Annotated in this window: 25 protein-coding genes and 1 pseudogene; 17 read left to right on the top strand and 9 right to left on the bottom strand. The window is 39.3% G+C overall.

Annotation, left to right across the window (positions count from 1 at the left end):
• The first annotated feature begins 43 nt into the window (after positions 1 to 43).
• Positions 44 to 304 (top strand): hypothetical protein, encoded by a 261-nt coding sequence (locus ADH90_RS02625; RefSeq protein ID WP_049529838.1) that lies wholly within the window; start codon positions 44 to 46, stop codon positions 302 to 304.
• Positions 305 to 622: 318 nt separating this feature from the next.
• On the top strand, positions 623 to 1,042 hold the full coding sequence (locus ADH90_RS02620; protein WP_275043271.1) for a leucine-rich repeat domain-containing protein: 420 nt from the start codon (positions 623 to 625) through the stop codon (positions 1,040 to 1,042).
• A 234-nt stretch (positions 1,043 to 1,276) separates the two neighbouring features.
• Here ADH90_RS02620 and ADH90_RS02615 read toward each other — a convergent pair whose 3' ends face one another.
• From ADH90_RS02615 to ADH90_RS02605, 3 genes are read right to left on the bottom strand one after another with little or no spacing between them, the layout of a single operon-like run.
• Positions 1,277 to 2,188 carry a PTS system mannose/fructose/sorbose family transporter subunit IID gene (locus ADH90_RS02615; protein WP_000818325.1) on the bottom strand — a complete coding sequence of 304 codons (912 nt, stop codon included), beginning with the start codon at positions 2,186 to 2,188 and terminating at the stop codon, positions 1,277 to 1,279.
• A gap of 14 nt (positions 2,189 to 2,202) precedes the next feature.
• Positions 2,203 to 3,015: a PTS mannose/fructose/sorbose transporter subunit IIC gene (locus ADH90_RS02610; RefSeq protein WP_001280315.1), complete on the bottom strand. Its 813-nt coding sequence runs from the start codon at positions 3,013 to 3,015 to the stop codon at positions 2,203 to 2,205.
• Positions 3,016 to 3,044: 29 nt separating this feature from the next.
• Positions 3,045 to 4,034 carry a PTS sugar transporter subunit IIB gene (locus ADH90_RS02605; protein ID WP_049502677.1) on the bottom strand — a complete coding sequence of 330 codons (990 nt, stop codon included), beginning with the start codon at positions 4,032 to 4,034 and terminating at the stop codon, positions 3,045 to 3,047.
• 320 nt (positions 4,035 to 4,354) lie between these two features.
• Between ADH90_RS02605 and ADH90_RS02600 the strand changes: the two genes are divergently transcribed.
• From ADH90_RS02600 to ADH90_RS02565, 8 genes are all read left to right on the top strand, one after another.
• Entirely contained in the window at positions 4,355 to 5,632 is a 1,278-nt protein-coding gene (locus ADH90_RS02600) for a glutamyl-tRNA synthetase (RefSeq protein WP_049529836.1), read from the top strand.
• A 74-nt stretch (positions 5,633 to 5,706) separates the two neighbouring features.
• Entirely contained in the window at positions 5,707 to 7,191 is a 1,485-nt protein-coding gene (gene thrC, locus ADH90_RS02595) for a threonine synthase (protein ID WP_049529835.1), read from the top strand.
• 60 nt (positions 7,192 to 7,251) lie between these two features.
• A complete protein-coding gene (locus tag ADH90_RS02590) occupies positions 7,252 to 8,532 on the top strand; it encodes an MATE family efflux transporter (RefSeq protein WP_049529834.1) in 1,281 nt (426 codons plus the stop codon).
• Between the two features lie 3 nt (positions 8,533 to 8,535).
• The gene (locus tag ADH90_RS02585; protein ID WP_049529833.1) at positions 8,536 to 9,150 is read left to right on the top strand and encodes an HAD-IA family hydrolase; all 615 of its coding nucleotides are present in this window, start codon (positions 8,536 to 8,538) and stop codon (positions 9,148 to 9,150) included.
• A gap of 176 nt (positions 9,151 to 9,326) precedes the next feature.
• Positions 9,327 to 10,412, top strand: a complete 1,086-nt coding sequence (locus tag ADH90_RS02580; protein WP_049529832.1) for a LysM peptidoglycan-binding domain-containing protein — start codon at positions 9,327 to 9,329, stop codon at positions 10,410 to 10,412.
• A 149-nt stretch (positions 10,413 to 10,561) separates the two neighbouring features.
• Positions 10,562 to 11,425, top strand: coding sequence for a DUF2262 domain-containing protein (locus ADH90_RS02575; protein WP_049529831.1), 864 nt, complete (start codon positions 10,562 to 10,564; stop codon positions 11,423 to 11,425).
• 158 nt (positions 11,426 to 11,583) lie between these two features.
• Complete coding sequence (locus ADH90_RS02570) at positions 11,584 to 12,009, top strand: MarR family winged helix-turn-helix transcriptional regulator (RefSeq protein ID WP_049529830.1); 426 nt, start codon at positions 11,584 to 11,586, stop codon at positions 12,007 to 12,009.
• Between the two features lie 10 nt (positions 12,010 to 12,019).
• Positions 12,020 to 12,382: a DUF1304 domain-containing protein gene (locus ADH90_RS02565; protein WP_049529829.1), complete on the top strand. Its 363-nt coding sequence runs from the start codon at positions 12,020 to 12,022 to the stop codon at positions 12,380 to 12,382.
• 48 nt (positions 12,383 to 12,430) lie between these two features.
• On the opposite strand, the gene ADH90_RS02560 is transcribed toward ADH90_RS02565, so the two are convergent.
• The 5 genes from ADH90_RS02560 to ADH90_RS02540 all read right to left on the bottom strand — a co-directional run bounded on the left by ADH90_RS02560 (position 12,431) and on the right by ADH90_RS02540 (position 16,593).
• Entirely contained in the window at positions 12,431 to 13,288 is an 858-nt protein-coding gene (locus ADH90_RS02560; protein ID WP_049529828.1) for a DUF975 family protein, read from the bottom strand.
• A gap of 106 nt (positions 13,289 to 13,394) precedes the next feature.
• The gene (locus ADH90_RS02555; protein WP_049529827.1) at positions 13,395 to 14,540 is read right to left on the bottom strand and encodes a site-specific integrase; all 1,146 of its coding nucleotides are present in this window, start codon (positions 14,538 to 14,540) and stop codon (positions 13,395 to 13,397) included.
• 373 nt (positions 14,541 to 14,913) lie between these two features.
• On the bottom strand, positions 14,914 to 15,837 hold the full coding sequence (locus ADH90_RS02550) for an exonuclease domain-containing protein (RefSeq protein ID WP_049529826.1): 924 nt from the start codon (positions 15,835 to 15,837) through the stop codon (positions 14,914 to 14,916).
• Between the two features lie 12 nt (positions 15,838 to 15,849).
• On the bottom strand, positions 15,850 to 16,233 hold the full coding sequence (locus tag ADH90_RS02545; RefSeq protein ID WP_049529825.1) for an ImmA/IrrE family metallo-endopeptidase: 384 nt from the start codon (positions 16,231 to 16,233) through the stop codon (positions 15,850 to 15,852).
• A gap of 9 nt (positions 16,234 to 16,242) precedes the next feature.
• Positions 16,243 to 16,593 carry a helix-turn-helix domain-containing protein gene (locus ADH90_RS02540; RefSeq protein ID WP_049529824.1) on the bottom strand — a complete coding sequence of 117 codons (351 nt, stop codon included), beginning with the start codon at positions 16,591 to 16,593 and terminating at the stop codon, positions 16,243 to 16,245.
• A gap of 296 nt (positions 16,594 to 16,889) precedes the next feature.
• Between ADH90_RS02540 and ADH90_RS02535 the strand changes: the two genes are divergently transcribed.
• The 3 genes from ADH90_RS02535 (at position 16,890) to ADH90_RS11695 (ending at position 18,281) form a co-directional block, all read left to right on the top strand.
• Complete coding sequence (locus ADH90_RS02535) at positions 16,890 to 17,081, top strand: DNA-binding protein (protein ID WP_001112860.1); 192 nt, start codon at positions 16,890 to 16,892, stop codon at positions 17,079 to 17,081.
• 28 nt (positions 17,082 to 17,109) lie between these two features.
• The gene (locus ADH90_RS02530) at positions 17,110 to 17,820 is read left to right on the top strand and encodes a phage antirepressor KilAC domain-containing protein (RefSeq protein ID WP_049529823.1); all 711 of its coding nucleotides are present in this window, start codon (positions 17,110 to 17,112) and stop codon (positions 17,818 to 17,820) included.
• A gap of 326 nt (positions 17,821 to 18,146) precedes the next feature.
• Entirely contained in the window at positions 18,147 to 18,281 is a 135-nt protein-coding gene (locus tag ADH90_RS11695; protein WP_275043270.1) for a hypothetical protein, read from the top strand.
• Here ADH90_RS11695 and ADH90_RS02520 read toward each other — a convergent pair.
• On the bottom strand, positions 18,239 to 18,922 hold the full coding sequence (locus ADH90_RS02520; protein WP_049529821.1) for a DUF4145 domain-containing protein: 684 nt from the start codon (positions 18,920 to 18,922) through the stop codon (positions 18,239 to 18,241). The genes ADH90_RS11695 and ADH90_RS02520 overlap by 43 nt on opposite strands.
• A gap of 52 nt (positions 18,923 to 18,974) precedes the next feature.
• On the opposite strand from ADH90_RS02520, the pseudogene ADH90_RS10740 reads away from it, so the two are divergent.
• The 4 genes and pseudogenes from ADH90_RS10740 to ADH90_RS02500 all read left to right on the top strand — a co-directional run.
• Positions 18,975 to 19,142 (top strand): annotated as a pseudogene (locus ADH90_RS10740) (Bro-N domain-containing protein); the annotation flags it as partial.
• A gap of 289 nt (positions 19,143 to 19,431) precedes the next feature.
• Positions 19,432 to 19,617, top strand: coding sequence for a helix-turn-helix domain-containing protein (locus ADH90_RS02510; RefSeq protein ID WP_049529819.1), 186 nt, complete (start codon positions 19,432 to 19,434; stop codon positions 19,615 to 19,617).
• A 96-nt stretch (positions 19,618 to 19,713) separates the two neighbouring features.
• Positions 19,714 to 20,004, top strand: coding sequence for a hypothetical protein (locus tag ADH90_RS02505; RefSeq protein WP_049529818.1), 291 nt, complete (start codon positions 19,714 to 19,716; stop codon positions 20,002 to 20,004).
• 10 nt (positions 20,005 to 20,014) lie between these two features.
• Positions 20,015 to 20,254: a glutamate--tRNA ligase gene (locus tag ADH90_RS02500; protein ID WP_049529817.1), complete on the top strand. Its 240-nt coding sequence runs from the start codon at positions 20,015 to 20,017 to the stop codon at positions 20,252 to 20,254.
• Positions 20,255 to 20,269: the final 15 nt, after the last annotated feature.

The following is a 20,269-nucleotide window of genomic DNA, read 5'->3' as shown; positions in this document are numbered from 1 at the left end:
ATATTAAAAGCGCCTAAACCTAAAACAAAAGAATGATGACCATATGAACAATATACTAGAAGCTACACTACAAATCAAAGATGCACACAATGAAGGTGTTACATTCCATTTCTTAGAGAATATTAAAGAAGTATTGCGTGATGAGAGTGGGAAAGTAACTGGTGTAAAGGTTATTACAATGGAACTTGGTGAATCAGATGAAAGTGGAAGAAGATCAACGCATGAAGTGGCAGGTAGTGAACATATTATTCCATGTGACCTTGTCGTTGCAGCAATTGAACAAAAGTATACTTTAGTGTTCTAGATGAAAGGTAAAAATTTGACTTTCGGTCAACATCAGAAAACAATAGAAATAAATAATAACAGGTGATGCATATTTAGGTCCTCAATCTATCGCAACCGCAATTAAAGGCGGGCGAGAAGTTGCGACAGAAGTACATGAATCGTTTAAAGAAAATACATAAATAACTTGTGGTGCCTTTCGTTTTTTTACTGGAAAAATTAAGGAACTATAGTTATAAAAGTTATAAATACTTAAAGACTTCAACATATTAACATGTATATATTTATGAGAAGATTAAATAGAAATATTTGATATTAGCAACAATATCTACATCAGGAAATTAAGGGTAAACCTGTTATCGCAATAGGAGAACGTGGTCTTGCGAACTTGGAACATTGTGAGGCAATCGTTTTACCAGATACAGTACGGTATCTTGGAAAAACTGCATTTGCGATTGATGAAGCTCTAAAGTATGTCTACTTAGGTAAGTCAATAGAAACAGTAGAAGATGATATCTTCAATGGATGTAGTTCTCTTGAAGAAGTAACTTTCCCAGAAGGCACAAAGAGTATTGGAACATTAGTATTCTGGGGTACATCATCAATTAAATCCATTACAATTCCAGCAAGTGTAACAGAAATTACAGAATACTTCTATTTTGTGAAAAACTGTAATCCAGATGTAGAAATTCATACACCTAAGGGATCAAAGGCAGAAGAAGTGGCTAAAGCAATGAAACTTAAAGTAGTAAATGACTAAAGGGGAATAGTATGAACAAAAAATTACTATCAGGCTTAGGGACTGACCCCAAAAAGTGAGAATTTAATAAAAACACCCTAGGGCTACCGTCTTCGGAATTCAACCGGAGACAGGTAGTCCAATTTTTGTTGGATTCTTTTTTCATTAGGTTCTTCATCAACACTATTTGACAAAGAGCCAAAAGAATCAGGTGATGAACCTGATTCTTTTTTTGTTTGTACATTCTCACCGAGATTACATGATACCGAAGAAACGAGCTGCGATACCAACTGCAAAGAGGGCAAGGATGATTGTGATTGGAGATACTTTTTTCTTAAGCAACCACATGCAAAGGAAAGTAAGGAGAAGTCCCATCAATCCTGGGATCAATGAGTTCAACTGACCTTGAAGCGTTTGTGGTTGAACGCTATCCAAGCTTAAACCACTAAGTGCTTGACCAAGAATACCCTTCAATTCTCCGCCTGTAACAGCACCTTCTGGGAAGTTGATGTAAGCACCTTCTGCCAATTGTTTACCTGGAAGATTGACAGTGAAGTTGATAGAAACCCAACGTTGTACAAGGACAGCAAGGATGAACATACCAAGGATAGAAGCTCCTTTAGTGATGTCTTTCAAGATACCACCTGACATGTCTTTAGTGATTTCAGATCCAGCCTTGTAACCAAATTCTTGTGTGTACCATAGGAAAGACATTCGGATTGCATTCCATCCAAAGAAGAAGAGAAGTGGCCCAACGATGTTACCAGTTGCAGCAAGTGATGCACCAAGGGCACCAAGGATAGGACGAACTGTAAACCAGAAGACTGGGTCACCGATACCAGCAAGAGGTCCCATCATACCGATCTTAACACCTTGGATAGCAGCGTCATCGATATCAGTACCGTTTGCGCGTTCTTCTTCAAGTGCAAGAGTAACCCCCATGATTGGAGCAGCTACGTATGGGTGAGTGTTGAAGAACTCAAGGTGACGCTCAAGAGCAGCAGCTTGGTCTTCTTTAGTAGTGTAAAGTTTCTTGATAGCTGGGATCAATGAGTAAGCCCAACCCAAGTTTTGCATACGTTCGTAGTTCCATGAACCTTGAAGGAATTGTGAACGCCACCAAACTTTTTGGCGATCTGATTTTGATAATTGAATTTTTTCAGCCATGATTGTTCCCCTTTCTAGTAGTCTTCTAGGATATCACCGATTGGATCGTTAGAAGTTGCAGCTCCTCCGCCACCGTTTCCACCTTGTTTAGAAAGGTTGAGGTAGATGAAGGCAAGGGCAACACCGATGACACCAAGGGCAATCAAAGTCAATTGAGAAATTGCTGCAAGAGCAAAACCGATAGCGAAGAATGGCCATACTTCACGAGTAGCCATCATGTTGATAACCAAAGCGTAACCAACGGCAACGACCATAGCACCACCGACAGCCATACCACCGTTCAACCAGTCTGGCATTAAACCAAGAGCGTCTTGAACAGCAGAAGCTGGGATAGCAATAAGGAAGGCTGCAGGAATAGCGATACGAAGACCTTGAAGAATAAGGGCAAAGTAGTGAGCACGCTCAACAGCTGCAATGTTACCTTCTTTAGCAGCAGCGTCTGCAGTGTGAACCAAACCAACTGAGATTGTACGTACAATCATAGTCAAGAAAAGTCCAGCTACGGCAAGAGGGATTGCAGTTGCAGTTGCGACTGCGATACCTTCAGTAGTAAAGTTACCACCCTTAATCATGATGATTGCAGCAGCAACAGAGGCAAGAGCAGCGTCAGGAGCTACGGCAGCTCCGATGTTTGCCCAACCAAGAGCGATCATTTGAAGTGATCCACCAAGCATAACCCCTGCTTCGAGGTTACCAGTAACAAGACCGATGAGGGTACATGCGACGATTGGTTGATGGAATTGGAATTGGTCGAGGATACCTTCAAGACCTGCGAAGAAGGCAACAACTACAACCAAGATAGCAGAAATGATTGAAATATCTGACATGGTTTTATTCCTTTTCTATTTAATGTAAATTATTGAACGTTAGCTTTGCTAATCAAGTCAAACAAATCTTTTTTCGTGTCGTTTGGTACTTTACGTACATCAAATTCAACGCCAAGGTCGCGCATTTTTTCAAATGTAGCAACGTCGTCTTTGTCCATTGACAATACGTTATTGACCATTGTTTTACCAGTTGAGTGAGCCATTGAACCAACGTTAAGAGTCTTGATTGGCACACCGCCTTCGATAGCACGAAGGGCATCTTGAGGTGTTTCAAATAAGATAAGGGCATGTGTTTCACCAAAGCGAGGATCTTTAGCAACCTCAATCAATTTTTTGATTGGAACAACGTTAGCCTTCACTCCGTTAGGAGCCGCTTGTTTGATCAATTCTTTACGAAGGTCGTCGTTAGCTACGTTATCTGAAGCAACGATGATACGGTTAGCTTTTGAATCTGGTGTCCAAGCAGTTGCGACTTGCCCGTGAAGGAGACGTGTGTCAAGACGTGCAAGGTTGATTTTCAATTTACCGTCTCCGATAACAGTTCCTTCTGGAATAGCAGCTTGGGCAACTGGAGCAGCTGCAGCAGTTGCAACTTCCTCAGCTGGATTGAGCTCTTCTGGAAGCGCCTTGATGCCATCTTTGGCTTCTTTAATGATGTTCGCAGCGACTTTATCCACTCCAGCATTAGCGTCCATCAGGCGCTCGGTGTAGGCTTGGATTAACATCGGCAAGTTAAGTCCTGTGATGATGGCAAATTTACGCTCAGGATTTTCTCCCATTACGCGGCTAGCTTGGTTAAATGGAGAACCACTCCAAAGGTCAGCCAAGACTAGGACCTCATCTTCTGCGTCAAATGCAGCCACAGCATTGTTGAACTTGGCGTATAAATCATCTGGACCTTCGTTTGGCATAAAGGTTACAACTTGAACCTTTTCTTGTTCACCAAAGATCATAGATCCTGACTGATGAATACCAGCGGCAAATTCACCGTGGCTCGCAATAATGATTCCGATACTCATTATTGTCATTCCTCCTTATAAAATGTTTGACTTGTAGTTTAAGAAAACTTTAAGACTCCTTAAGTATAAATCGATTTCAGAAAAAAAGCAACTAATTATAATAAAGATTAAGAAAATGCTCAAATTTTCATCTTTTTAAATATTAACATATAAGCTTTTTTAAAGAAGGTTGTGAAAGAAAATCTGCAAAATTTAGTATAAAATCCAAATCTACCATCATTTTTTGGAAAGTTTTTTTCGACAAGCTTGTCTCCGATTTTTGGTATAATATAGAAAGCAATTGATCTTTCTAGTAAGAGAATTTAGAGTGAGAGGTATCTATGTCCCCTTCTATCCAGTTATTGAAAAATCGTTATCTAAAAAATATCAAAGAAAATCCAGATCTATACATCGGTATTGAGTTGGAGTTTCCTATCGTACATACGAAAGGGAAACCTACAGATATTGAAGTCAGTAAGGACTTGATGCGCTTTTTGGTGGATGCTCTCAGTCTAGAAGTTGAAAAGGAGGATCAGGATGGCAACCCGATTCAACTTGTAGAACCGATGAGTCAGGATCGAATTCTGTTTGAGGTTTCCTACACGACCTTGGAGTTTGCCTTTGGTAGAGCTCAGAATATCCAAGAGGTCGAAAAACGCTTTGAAGCCTATATGAAGGTCATTCAGGAAAAGCTTGGAGAAAAGGATCATGCTATCCAGGGGTGGGGGATTCATCCAAACTGGAATCAAAATGACAATCGACCTGTGGCTTATCCACGTTACCAAATGTTGATGGCTTATCTGAATATGGGAAGTCGTCAAAAGAGAGCTGATTTGCATGACTTTCCACAATATGGAGCCTTTATCTGTGGGAGTCAAGTTCAGTTGGATGTATCGACTGCTAACTACCTACGTGTCATCAATGCTTTCACTCAGCTTGAGGCAGCCAAAGCTTACCTGTTTGCCAATTCTCAGTTTTCGGGAGCAGAATGGGATACTTTGATTTCACGAGATATTTTTTGGGAAGATTCCATGCATGGAATTTATCCAGAGAATGTCGGTGTCAATTCAAAACTCTTCAAAGGAGAGGATGATTTCTTTGATTATCTAGACCACTCTGCGATTTTTACAGCAGAACGTGATGGGGAAACCTACTATTTTTCTCCAATTCGGACTAGAGATTACTTAGATACTGATGAGATTACTGCCTATACTCTAAATGGAAAAGAAACTCTGCTTGTTCCTCAAGAGAAGGATTTCCAAACGCACCGTAGTTACCAATTCCAAGACTTAACAACTCGAGGAACGGTCGAATTTCGTAGTGTTTGTACACAGCCACTAGATCGAACCTTTTCTTCGACAGCCTTTCATTTAGGCTTGCTGGTGAATCTAGACAAGCTTGAAATTTACCTAGAAACAGCACCTTTCTTTGAGAAATTTGGTCGTGACTACAAATCTTTGAGACGCCAGTTTTCTAAGAAACAGCTTTCAGATGAGGAGACAGCTGGAATTGTTCAATTCTCAAAAGACTTGCTAGCGATAGCAGAGCAAGGTCTTAAGATAAGAGGTCAGCAAGAAATGACCTATTTAGAGCCTTTGAAAGAAAAATTGACTCTATAATTTTCTTATAAAGGGAGAATTTTCTGAAAAATCATGTTATAATGGATGAGACTATAGATAAAGGATAGAGATTTATGACATTAGTTTATCAATCAACGCGTGATGCGAAAAATACAGTAACAGCCAGCCAAGCGATTTTGCAAGGTTTGGCAACAGATGGAGGCTTATTTACTCCAGTTAGCTATCCAAAGGTTGATTTGGATTTTGAAACATTAAAGGACGCTTCTTACCAAGAAGTAGCTAAGCTTGTCTTGTCAGCTTTCTTGGATGACTTTACAGCAGAAGAGTTGGACTACTGTATCACCAACGCCTACGACAGCAAGTTTGATACGCCAGCCATTGCTCCTCTTGTGAAACTAGATGGCCAATACAACTTGGAACTTTTCCACGGTTCAACCATTGCCTTTAAGGATATGGCCTTGTCTATCTTGCCATACTTTATGACAACAGCTGCCAAAAAACATGGCTTGGAAAACAAGATTGTCATCTTGACAGCGACGTCTGGAGATACTGGTAAAGCTGCCATGGCAGGATTTGCGGATGTTCCTGGAACTGAAATCATCGTCTTTTATCCAAAAGACGGTGTCAGCAAGGTACAAGAGTTACAAATGACTACTCAAACTGGGGACAATACTCATGTTATCGCCATCGATGGAAACTTTGACGATGCTCAAACCAACGTTAAGCACATGTTCAACGATGTGGAGCTTCGTGAAAAATTGGCTGCTAACGAGCTCCAGTTCTCATCTGCTAACTCTATGAATATCGGTCGTTTGGTACCACAGATTGTCTATTATGTGTATGCCTACGCTCAGCTTGTTAAAACTGGTGAGATTAAGGCTGGTGACAAGGTTAACTTCACCGTACCGACAGGGAACTTTGGGAATATCTTGGCTGCCTTTTACGCTAAACAAATCGGCCTACCAGTCGGCAAGCTAATCTGTGCTTCAAATGACAACAATGTTTTGACAGACTTCTTCAAAACTCGTGTCTATGACAAGAAACGTGAGTTTAAGGTAACAACTAGCCCATCGATGGATATCTTGGTCTCTTCAAACTTGGAGCGCTTGATTTTCCACCTTTTGGGTAATGATGCGGTTAAGACAGCTGAACTTATGAATGCTTTGAATAACCAAGGCCAGTATGAATTGACAGATTTTGATGCAGAGATTCTTGACCTTTTTGCAGCAGAGTATGCGACTGAAGCGGAAACAGCAGCAGAAATCAAGCGTGTTTATCAAACAGATGCCTACATTGAGGATCCACATACAGCGGTTGCCTCAGCTGTTTATAAAAAATACCAAGCGGCGACAGGTGATGTGACTAAGACCGTGATTGCTTCAACAGCTAGTCCTTATAAATTCCCAGTGGTTGCAGTAGAAGCTGTAACTGGGCAATCAGGTTTGAGCGATTTTGAAGCCTTGGCTCAACTACATGAAATTTCAGGAGTAGCAGTGCCACCTGCAGTTGATGGCCTCGAAACAGCTCCAGTTCGTCACAAGACAACTGTTGCAGCAGCAGAGATGCAGGCTGCAGTAGAATCTTATCTAGGACTTTAAGACAGAGGAAGTAAACTCGGTTGGGCAACTAACTGAGTTTCTTTTCATCAGGAGGAAGGATTGTTTAAGAAAAATAAAGACATTCTCAACATAGCCCTGCCAGCCATGGGTGAAAATTTCTTGCAGATGCTCATGGGGATGGTCGATAGCTATCTGGTGGCACATTTGGGCTTAATCGCCATTTCGGGTGTGTCTGTAGCGGGCAATATTATAACCATTTACCAAGCGATTTTTATTGCTTTGGGAGCGGCTATTTCCAGTGTCATTTCCAAAAGTTTGGGACAGAAAGATCAATCTAGACTAGCCTATCATGTGACAGAAGCACTTAAGATTACTTTGCTACTGAGTTTAGTTTTAGGTGTCTTATCCATCTTTGCAGGACGAGAGATGATTGTCCTTTTGGGGACAGAAGCGGCTGTGGCTGAGAGTGGAGGACTATACCTAGCTTTAGTTGGAGGGACAATCGTCCTCTTGGGCTTGATGACTAGTCTAGGAGCCTTGATTCGCGCCACCCATAATCCGCGCCTTCCCCTTTATGTGAGTTTTTTATCCAATGCTTTAAACATCCTTTTTTCAAGTATCGCCATTTTTATCCTTGATATGGGGATAACTGGTGTAGCTTGGGGGACTATTTTGTCTCGTTTGGTCGGGGTTGTGATTTTGTGGTCGCAATTAAAACTTCCATATACGAGACCAAATTTTGGACTGGATAAAGACCTGCTGACCTTGGCTTTACCTGCAGCGGGAGAACGTCTCATGATGCGAGCTGGAGATGTGGTCATTATTGCCTTGGTTGTTTCTTTCGGAACTGAGGCAGTCGCAGGAAATGCAATCGGTGAAGTATTGACTCAGTTTAACTATATGCCAGCCTTTGGTGTCGCTACAGCAACAGTCATGCAGGTAGCTCGAGCAGTTGGAGAAGATGATTGGGCAAGGGTAGACAACTTAAGTAAGCAAACTTTTTGGTTATCCCTCTTTCTTATGTTGCCCTTAACACTCAGTATCTATGCTCTCGGAACGCCCCTAAGTCACCTCTACACTAGTGATCCTGTGGCTATTGAAGCTAGTGTTCTAGTGACTCTGTTCTCTCTACTAGGGACTCCTATGACGACGGGAACAGTTATTTATACAGCTGTCTGGCAGGGTTTGGGAAACGCACGCCTCCCCTTTTATGCGACAAGTATTGGAATGTGGTGCATCCGTATTGGGACTGGTTACCTGATGGGAATTGTTCTTGGATGGGGTTTGCCTGGCATCTGGGCAGGAACGCTTTTGGATAATGGTTTCCGTTGGTTCTTCCTACGCTATCGTTATAAGCAATATATCTCTTTGAAAGGATGACATATGAAAAAAATTGGATTTATCTGGGATTTAGATGGGACCTTGTTGGACTCTTATGAGGCTATTTTAGCAGGAATCGAAGAGACTTTTGCCCAGTTTGACATTCCTTATGATAAGGCTGAGGTTCGTGCCTTTATTCTACAAACTTCCGTTCAAGATCTGTTGGAAAAGGTGGGAGAAGAAAGAAGCTTGGATGCAGACATGCTCAATCAGGTTCGTGCTCAGAGCTTGGCTGAGAAGAATGCTCAAGTGGTTCTGATGCCTGGGGCGCGTGAAATCTTAGCTTGGGCAGACCAGCAAGGAATTGAGCAGTTTGTTTATACCCATAAAGGGGACAATGCTTTTACAATTTTAGAGAATTTGGGTTTGGCCCACTATTTCACAGAAATTTTAACCAATCAAAGTGGTTTTGCTCGGAAGCCTAGTCCAGAAGCTGCGATTTATCTTTTAGATAAGTATGGATTAAGTCCTCAGCAGACTTATTATATCGGCGATCGGACTTTGGATATAGAATTTGCTCAAAATAGTGGGATTCAGAGTATCAATTTTCTTGCCTCACCTGCAACTTGTAATCAACAGATAGAGCGTTTAGAAGATATTAGTTCACTTTCTTTCTAGAACTTTCTTTAAGAAGAATGTGTCAGCCTGATGACAAGAAACTAACAAACTATTTCAAGTAATGTGATTTGTTACAACGAATGTACAGTTCTGTTAAATAGCCCCAAAAGGGCTTTTTTTCTCTTTTCTTTGTGTTATGATAGACAGGTACTACATATGAAAAGGAGTTTGATAGTATGAAGAAAAGAATTATTTTAGCATCAACAGTAGCCTTGTCCTTTGCCCCTGTATTGGCAACTCAAGCAGAAGAACTAGTATGGACAGCGCGCAGTGTTGAGCAAATTCAAAACGATGTTACTAAGAATGAGAATAAAACAAGCTATACGATTCAGTATGGAGATACTCTAAGTACCATTGCCGAAGCTTTGGGAGTGGATGTGACCGTTCTTGCTAACTTGAACAAGATCAGCAATATTGATCTGATTTTCCCTGAGACAGTGCTTACTACAACTGTTAATGATGAGGAAGAAGTGACGGAAGTTGAAATCCAAACCCCTGACACAGCTCAGGCAGGTGAAAGCACAACTGCAAGAGCAGATTTGACAACCAACCAAGTCACTGTAGATGACCAAACTGTACAGGTTGAAGATTTAACTCAACCAGTTGAAGAAACAGAGTCTCAAGTTGAAGCAGTAGCACCACAAGCGACTGAAGAAGCAGTAGCAGAGGTTACTACAGAAGTTGTAACACCAGCAGAAGAGCCGGTAGCAGAGGCTACTACTGAAACTGTAGCAGAAGTTGCGAGCCCAGTAGTAGAGAACTCAACTCCAGTAGTGGAGGAAACAGCTGTAGAGACGGCTACAAGCGCATCTGATACAGAAGACGTTACCTATCAAGCAGAACCAAGTCAGCACTCTTCAAACACTTATGCAGCCCCAGCAGCTCCTGATTATGCAAGTATTGCAGCTTCAAAATCAGAAAATGCAGGTCTACAACCACAAACGGCTGCCTTTAAAGAAGAAATTGCTAACTTATTTGGTATCACATCATTTAGCGGCTACCGTCCTGGAGATAGCGGAGACCACGGAAAAGGCCTTGCCATTGACTTTATGGTTCCAGTAAGCTCTGCTCTTGGAGACCAAATTGCAGATTATGCTATCCAAAATATGGCTAGCCGTGGCATTAGCTACATCATCTGGAAACAACGTTTCTACGCACCATACCCAAGTAAATATGGACCGGCTTACACTTGGAATCCAATCCCAGACCGTGGTAGTATCACAGAAAACCACTATGACCACGTTCACGTATCTATGAATTAAGAATAATAAGAAGCTATACATTTAAAAGTCTAGCTTCTTTTTGTGTAAAATAGTATTGATAAGTGAAATAAAATCTAAAACATGTTAAAATGTAAGCGAATACAAAGTTATACTAACGCTTTTAAGCATAGAGAGAAAGGATGAAGTGAATGACAAATCGATTAAAAACTCCATTTGAGAAAACAAGAGATGATTTTGAACAGGAATTTACTGGAGAAATTGTTGAGCTCTTGATTTTTACCCTCCAAAATGTAAATGGGGCTGCTTCTTTAAAAGATGGTTGTAAAATGCCGTCCGTTCATTTTAAAGCTAGTGTCAATGTTGAAACTCAGGACTTCTCTGAACGTGAGGGACGTTTGGAATGGGGATTGACTCCTGAGGAATTTGAAGAAAAGAGATGGGGCTTTAGTTTTGAACCCTACAAAATTCATCATATCAAATGCCAAAAACGCCCCTTCATGGAGTTAGAGCCATATATGTCAGAAGTAGCTAATAACTGCTACCACTTGCTGGAATACCTAGATGACCAATCCACAGACTCTAGGTTAGAGACCTTGATTGAAACCTATCAAAAACCGGTCATCATTCAAGACGCTATTGGAGAATTTACCTTAAACAGAGCCTATTCTTGGTTTGAAGGATTTATCACTTACGAGGGTGGTAAGATTCATGCTATCTTTGCTGCGAGTGCAGATGAAAGTCTTCCTCCAAGTTCTTTCGATACTCTAAAGAAATTTATGGGAACTTTCCAAGTCCATGATGATCAGATTAAAAACTATATTGTCAAAGAACTCTGGGAAACAGCTCAAGACTGGATTGATTCAGATGAAAATGATGTGGAGTTAACAGAAGAGTATTTTACCAACTCACTTTCCTTGAGTGAACTATCGATCAACGAAGACGGAGAATTGACCCTCTACTATGATGATAGCGAGGAAATTTTTGCGGGCCATGCCATCGAAGTTGTCATCGATAAAGAGGGAGAAATCCTTCGAGTGGACTTGGTAGGCTAGTGCTGGATTTTATCTAGAATATAGAAATAATAGCCTTTTGGGATTGAAACCAAGAGGCTATTTTTCGTGAGTAAGCAAAATAGTTGCGTTTTTAATCTTTCTGTAATATACTTGATAAGTCAATAGTTGACAAATCAAGTTTACGCAGGGAGGTAGAAATGAAAAAAATTAACGACTTACTGTACCAGCTCCATTTAACAGATCAGATGATCACTCAACTTTTTGAGAAACAATTGGGAATTAGTTTGACCCGCTATCAAATCCTGCAGTTTTTACTGCAGCAGTCACCCTGCAACCAGATTGCCGTTCAGGAGAAGTTACAGATTGACCAGGCAGCTTTGACCCGTCATTTTAAGGTTTTAGAGTCAGAGGGCTATGTCAGTCGCAAGCGTAATCCGGCCAATCAGCGAGAAGTCTTAGTTGAATTAACCCAAGAAGCCAAGAATCAACTCTTGGTCAATCCGCCTAAACATCACTTGCGAGTGAAGGAACAGATGGAGAGCATTTTATCGACAACTGAGCAGAGAGAGCTGATAACTTTACTAACAAAACTAGTCTCAGGTTTAGAAAAAATAGAATTTTAAGGAGAAAACGATGTCAATCATTACTACTATCCTAGCAACTATCGTTGCCCTCGAGCATTTTTATATTTTTTATTTGGAAAGTATCGCAACCCAATCAGACGCAACCAGCCGTGTCTTTAATATGAACAAGGAAGAATTAGCACGACCATCTGTCACCTCACTGTTTAAAAACCAAGGAATTTATAATGCCTTGATTGGGGTGTTTCTTATTTACGGAATTTATTTCTCACATAGCTTAGAAATCGTAACAATCTTTGTTTTATTTGTCATAGGAGCAGCGACCTATGGTGCCTTAACTGCAGATAAAAAAATCATTCTCAAGCAAGGTGGTCCAGCAATCTTAACTCTTTTGAGCATCCTCTTATTAAAATAAAAACAACCAGCACTATCCATAGAAGGTGCTGGTTTTTAATAACTGATCTTAAACTTTTCTCCGCTTGATTTCAAGTAACCTTTGATAGAAGAAGATTTGGCTACTGTAGATATAAGGGAAGATAGAAATACTTGCAATTCCAAAGCTTATCCAGATAAGGAGATACCATGGAAGTAGCTGTAAATCAAGGACGAAGCGTTGAAACTTATAGCCTTTCATGAGAAAGCGGCTGGTATGTAGCACACGACTTGGTTTAGCAATTCCAATTGCAAGGGTGTCACATAGGAGTAGCTCAACTTGGGAATAAGCGTAGTATTGCGGAAGATAGAGAATGGTTCCTAAAATCATTACAAGGACACTACCAAAGAAGTAGAGAGCGAAAGTAAGCAGGAAGTGTTCGATATCTGGATTTGTCACGTCGACAGCTGGAAATTCAGGGTGAAGTTCTACAAATTTACGAGCCATAGCACTGCTGTAAAAGAGCAAGTAGACTCCAAAAATATTAGGGATGCTCCACAAAAAGAGATAGAAACGCTTGAGCAAGAGAGTCAGAAAGGTCTGGGTGAAGAAGCGATTGTCAAGTAAGGACAGGCTATCTTTAAAAGAAAGCTCTATCTCGGAAATTCTATAAAGATTAATGGTTGTAAACAGAGCACCAGCTAGGATAATAGAACTTGTGAATCCAACTGCTAGAGGAAAGAGTGAGGACTGGATCAAGCTCATCAAAAAAGTAAAGAAGGATTGCTCAAGAATTCCCTCATCAAGTAGGGATAACGGACTTATGAAGCTGGATAGAATCAGGAAAATGCTTGGTAATAAAAAGACAAGCAATAAACGTGGATGTTCAGCTTGAAACTGTTTAGCTTGTTGACGAACTTCTTTTAAATCAATTTTTTGGTATTTCATTCTTTCATTATACCATAAATAGTACACAGCTTGCTAATCCTTTGAAACTAGTGGACTTCTAGCGTGTTAAGTGAAAGTGAATACGAGATTGAATACGACTTTACTTTTAGCTGGAGCGGATGAAATCCATGAACTGGTCAACGACTTCAACACGTTGATTATCATTGATGTGGGTATACATATCAAGGGTGATTTGAACATTATTGTGACCAAGTCTATCTGAAATGATTTTCGCTGTAACACCAGCTTCAAATAGGAGAGAAGCATGTGTGTGTCTAAATCCGTGAGGTGAAATTTTTTTAAGTTCTTTGTGTTTACAAAAGAATCTGCTAAGCTTCACTTTCATAGTTGCAGCTAAAAGCCATCCCCCTATGTCATTCGTAAAAATATAATTCAAATCATGTTTGTAAGGCACACCAGCCTGAAAATATTCTTTTATTTGCTGTCGTTTCCAGAGTTTCAAAACATTCAGAGTTTCATCATCTAGGGTGATAACCCTCTTACTCCTTTTGGTTTTAGGATCCTGCACAGTTTGTTTTTTGTCAATCACGACAGCCGTGCGAGAAATGCTTAATCGTTTATTTTCAAAGTCAACATCTGACCACATGAGTCCGATAGCTTCTCCAGTTCTCAAGCCAGAAAAAGCGAGTAAGTGAAAAAAGGTATAGTCTACTGGCTTACAATTTGCTTTGTAAACTTTAAGGAACTCGGTTAGTTCCTGTTTTGTATAGTAGTTTTCTTTGCCTTTTAAGGGTTTATTTTTAGGCTTGATAATCTTGTCTAAGGGATTTGACTTAATGATGTCAATAGAAGTGGCATACTTGAAAATACGGCTAATGACAGAGTAGTAATTGGAATATAGGATATAGCGATTGCTTAACTTTATAGCCACCTTCTGACAATAAGCGACACTGATCTGCTTAATCTTTATATCTGTGAAATATGAGTCAATCATAACATTAAGTTTTTTCTTAACGTTCTGATAGGTTGTTGGTTTTACAGTACTTTTAAAGCTATCAAGCCATAACTCAGCAACTTCAGCGAAAGTAGGGTTCTGGAAATCCTCATTGTTTGAAAAACCATTCTCTTCAACATCTAAGAGAAGATCACGTTCGGCAACCTTAGCCTCTTTAATGGTTTTAAAACCACGGCGTGTTGTACGTTTTTCTTTTCCAGTTGCAGGGTCTATGCCCAGGTATGTTTGAAAGAGATATCTAGTCTCTCCTTTTTTTGTAATGTATTTTTTTATCATAAAATGTCCTTTCTTTTCGATTGCTTGCCCGCATAGTTGAAAAGGTGTAGAATTTATGATAAACTATAACTGTATTTTTTTATCATCTTTTCCATTGCTTGCTAGATGGAAGGTTGAATCCTCACACTCAAAGATGGCCGTCGGAGAGCGTGGGGCTTTTTTGTTTTTTAATTCAACAAAAAACGGTAACTAAATTTATAGTTACCGTTTCTGCGTGGCAGCTTGTGCCAACCAGATTATTTGCACTAGGATTTCTCCTAGGTTGGTAACTATATATTATCAAATATATTTCATTTTGTCAAAAATGGAAAGTTGAATCCTTATATTCAAAGATTGCTGTTGGAGAGTGTGGGGCTTTTTTATTTCTTGTTTACTATTCCTCAAGCAATCTTATAAAATCATTTTCTGTCATGATTTCAATATCTTGACCTTTTTCTAACAAGGTTTGTGCTTTTTTCATTTTACTACTTAACCCATCTGTGCCGACAACTCTCCAATCTTGCTCCCCTACAACTAAGATATTAGTGTGTTTGGTCACTCCTTTTTCAGGAATACCACCAACTAACGCAGCAGCTTTGTTAGCTTCTTTTCTAGTCATTCGCTCGAGTTTTCCAGTAAAGCAAAAGTATAAACCGTAAAAATAATGGTCTGGGTTCATTGCTGCTTTTTCTTCTTCTGTTGGCTGATAGATAAGGTTTTCCTTGTATTGATAACCTTTTTTTCTTTTAAATCCATACTGACCAAGTAAGCCGGTTTTATTGTATCTATATTCTTTTAAAAAAGCGTTGAGGTCGGAAAATGAATTTGTAGATAGTAAGTATTCTAAAATCAATCCGCTTGCTCGTGCATCTGATAAAGCGTTGTGGTGGTCTAGCTCAATATTCAAATTTTTAGCTAGTCTTTTTAGTTTGTAATTCAATTGTCCAGGGAGAGCGACTTTGGCTAATCGATACGAACAAATATATTCTATATTATCAAAATCCAGCTCGTATTTTTGGTATACATCTTTAAGAGCACCCATATCAAACTGTGCAAAGTGGGCTACAACTATATCAGAACCAATAAAATCAACAATCGTCTTTCTCACCTCTGGGAATGTAGGTGAATCAAGAACATCTTCAGGTGTAATGCCATGGATGAAAATATTGAAATCATCAAACTCTTCTTCTGGATTGATTAAAGTGTAAAAAGCATCAACAATATTTCCATCTTTAAATTTTACTAATCCGATAGAACAAATGCTACCGCGAAAGTCATTCGCAGTTTCAATATCTAAAGCAACATACGAGTAAGACATGTGAGTCTCCTTTCATTCGACCAATGCTAAATATTCCTCTTTTACCATGATTTCATTTGTCATGGTTTTGAGGTTGTATTTATCCATGAAGTGGAGGTAGTTGAAATTAGTGATGTCATCCATCGTTTCTAGTTCTTCTTTTAGCAGGTAGTGGATCATGTTTCTATCTGCTTGGAGTTCGTATTCTTCTCGTCTTCGTTTATACTGCTCCGGGTTGTGGTCTTTGTGCCCTATCTCGTGATAGATGACTTTCTTTTTCTCTATATCATTTAGGTAAGTGTCTACCGCTATGAGATTGTGGGGTTGGTTGTAAAGTCCTTTATTGTGGGAACCTCTTCCGTCAAAATAAACTAGATCAATACCTTGTTCAGAACAGACTTGTTCGGGTGTTGTCATAGGCAAGTATTACTTTCTATTTCTCATACGAGCTTCTAGTAGCGAGGAGATGAGGTCTAAATCCTCGTTGTTTAGTTCGTGTCCATCGTAAAAGAAGCTTTCTACTGCGTCTTTTTTGAGATCTATTTCTGTTTTTGTAGTTTTTACTCCAGCAATAGCAGGGTTATCTGTACGACCAAGCAGGTAGTCGGTGGACACGTTGAAGTAGTTAGCAATTTCTGCTATACGTTCAGCATTTGGAGTAGAGTTTTTTATCTTATACAGTGTATTTCTGCCATAACCTAAGTCTTCTTCGACTTGTCCAAGAGATTTTCCACGCTTTTTTGCCAATTCTTTTATTTTTTCAAATGTCTCAAACATTGTTAAATAAACCTTTCTAAGACATCACAAAAAATATTTAACAAATTTGGTGTAAAAAGGTTGACTAATTATCCTAAAAGGTGTAAAATATTTTTTGTAAGTAAGTTACAACTAAAAAAACAACTAAGAAATAAATTATAAAAAATGTTTTGGCGAACGGTATTTATAGATTTATTAGTGTTTTTATTATGCTTTCATTTTAGCCGATTTGGTGTTAGTTGTCAAGCGTAATGCAGAAAAATAGTTAAAATTTTAGTTGTTTCTTATTTACAAATTAGTAAAGAGGAGGGGTATATATGCCAGATATCGCAAACGGTCGCGAAAGAGTTAATGCTTTCTTAAAGGAGAAAGGCATTAAAAAAGCAACTCTAGCGGTTGCTTATGGCTTTAAACGACAAGAAGTAACAAACATTCTAAGTGGTACGACTAAAGGACCACGAGCGAACAGCTTCATTCTCCAAGTGATTGAAGATTATGGGATTGAGTAGGAAAGATTTGAGGAGTTGGAGGGAAAACATGAACGAAGTTATTAAAGTGACTGTGAATGATAATCACGAGCCGATTGTATCTGGTCGTCAGTTGCATGAGGCATTGGGAGTTAAAACACCATATGATAAATGGTTCCCACGCATGACTGAATATGGATTTACAGAAAACGAAGACTTTTCGACATTTTTGTCGGAAAGTACAGGAGGACGCAGAGCGACTGACCACATCATCAAGTTAGACATGGCCAAAGAAATTGCCATGATCCAGCGGACAGAGAGAGGTAAGCAAGTCCGACAGTACTTTATTCAGGTAGAAAAGGACTTTAACAGCCCTGAGAAGATTATGGCAAGAGCCTTGCTCATGGCTGATCAGAAAGTCAACAAGCTGGAAGCTCAGATAGAGGCGGACAAACCGAAGGTACTCTTTGCGGACGCAGTCAGCGCAAGTCACACGTCTATCTTGGTCGGAGACCTTGCTAAGCTCATCAGTCAAAACGGCTACAAAATCGGAGGCAATCGTCTTTTTGTCTGGTTGCGTGAAAATGGCTACTTGATCAAGCGAAAAGGCTCTGACTGGAACATGCCAACACAACGAAGCATGGAAATGAAACTCTTTGAAATCAAGGAGTCAACCATCACACATCCTGACGGTCATATCTCTGTCAGCAAGACCGTCAAGGTCACTGGCAAGGGGCAGCAGTATTTTATCAATAAGTTTTTGAATGAGGAGGCAGGATGATGAGACCAAAACGGTATCCGTATAGTGGGAAAAAAAGTCTACCTTTGTAAAGGCAGACAATGAGTTAGTTGAAAAAATTTTAAGAAAAACTAGTTATCTTGAGAGTTTACTAGCAACCAAATTGTAAGGAGTGGAAATGGAAACATTCATTATATCAGTTCTGACATCTTTAATTGTGACATATACTATGATGCATTACCACATTTATAAAGTAAATGAACTGTACAAAAAATATATTGATTTCGAAACATCAAGTGTTAAGAAATTTGCCGAAGATATCATAAGCAGACTTCCAAAAAATTCTTCCCTAGAGGAGTAGAAAAAATATGAACGAACTAGAAAGAACAGCCCTCAATGAAGTATTGAGGACCGTGACATATATTGCTGAGAAGTTGGATGAGTTGGATATTAAGGTTTCTCAATTGGAAGAAGTGAAAGACAATGCTTCATCAGCGTCATAATCTGCTGCGATAAATTGAGCTGTTGAGAGAATGAATTTCTTCAAATCTTGGATATCTTTGTCGTCATGCTTGCGAACATAATGAGTTTCATCATTGCCAATCCAAGCAACAGATTTTGCTAAAGCTTGAATTTTGGGAAAATCATTTAAGTAGTCAGCGATTACTTGACCAAGCATAATTGATTTGATTTTTCCTTCGTCGTCTTTATTTTTAGATATTGCGTAATCTTTTATGAGAAATTCTGCCGCTTTACGATAGCCGACGCCTGCAATTTGATTTAATGCCTCAGATTCGGCAACGGTTGCTTGAGAATAGATTTCGACAAAAACAGGAGAAACTTTTTCTATGTTTTCAGGGAGTTTAACCTTGATTGGAGGGCGGTAGGTATAATTTACCGTTGATGCATTTTCATAATTATCATTGATATATTCTATCACAAAATATTTTAAACAATCTTCAAAGGAACATCGAAAAATAACGGAAAATCTCCCTTCTTCTGAAATACTGGTTGTTTCAGAGCTTGTACTTTGTCCAACGTGTAGAGGAGACATGGTTCTACCGCAGTGAGGGCATTTCGAAGGAGTATTAATTGTGGTAGTTCTTCGACAATCTCTATATTCAATAGGCACATCTATTTTCATAAAACTCTCCAATCGTTTTTATTTTATTATACCAAATTTAGAAAGGAATACTATGAACGAAATTTTTAATTTTCACGGACAGGAAGTCCGTACTTTGACAATTGATGACGAGCCGTGGTTCGTCGGGAAAGATGTTGCAGACATCCTAGGATATAGTAAGGCTAGGAATGCGATTGCTCTTCACGTTGATGAAGAGGACGCCCTAAAACAGGGCATCCCTATTCAAGCCTCTGCAATTCACTTTCAGATTGTGCCTTTAATTCTTTTATTTTGGAATCAGTTTGATGTTTATTTGCGAGATAAACAAGAAACGCAGGGACGCATGAAGTTAAAAAAGTTATCAAAATTTGATTAGTGTCCATAGATTCTCCTCCTTTCTATTGAAATTTTGACTAAAACGGTGAGAGGTCTCAGTCAAAATATATTATAATTCAAATATTTTTATTTGTCAATATATAGTGTAAGAAAGGATGTTATGTGTTCGAGAAACACAACATATGGTAGTTTGAATGTGGAGTAAGATTGAGCAACAATTAAAGTCAAAAGGTTGGTCAATGTACAGATTAGCCAAAGAATCAAATGTCCATCCATCTAATTTTTCAAACCTAAAGGCTGGGAGATTAAAAGAAATGTCGTGGACGAATATGTGCAAAATTGCTGACGCACTGGAAGTCAGCTTGGATGAATTTAGATAACAAAAAAGCACCTGACGGTAATCAGGCGCATACTTAAATAATTTAAACCATTATATCACAAAAATGCTTGCCCGCATAGTTGAGAGGATGTAGAAAATGGAAGGTATCACGTTACAATTACGATTGGACGGCGAAAGTGCTGAATTGTTCACGAATCAATTATTGGCTTTTGCTAAAAAGCAAGTCAAGGAACAGTTAGAGAATGATCGCATGCCAATCAATCAACAAGCTTTGATGAAGAAGTTCGGCTTTACTCATAGTTATGTTAAGATGCTAGAGCGCAAAGGATTAAGATTTCGTAAGCAAGGGAAAGATACTATGTATGATGTCAATGATGTTTATGAGATTTTGGAATTAGAAAAAGAAGTACGAAAATTGAGAGCATAAGGAGAACAAAATGTTTAAAGCAATTCGCACAATCAAAAAAATCAAACAACTTCAGAAAGAAATGCAGGCATTCAGCCTTACTTTTCTAACTATGCAAGAGCTAGGCTTGGTTCCAGAAACCGAAAAAGGTAAGGCAAAAGCTCAAACGATGCATGACATAAGCCACATGATCAAGGATATTTTAGACGGAAAGTCAGTAGATGAAGCGATGAAGCGTCTAGATATCGTGGTAGAAGCTGATGTCGATTAGTAGTGAAACGGAGGG

The organism is Streptococcus pseudopneumoniae (assembly GCF_001073085.1).
Lineage (GTDB): Bacteria > Bacillota > Bacilli > Lactobacillales > Streptococcaceae > Streptococcus > Streptococcus pseudopneumoniae_M.
The sequence above is the reverse complement of the archived record's forward strand: the minus strand, read 5'-3'. Positions and strand labels throughout refer to the sequence as shown.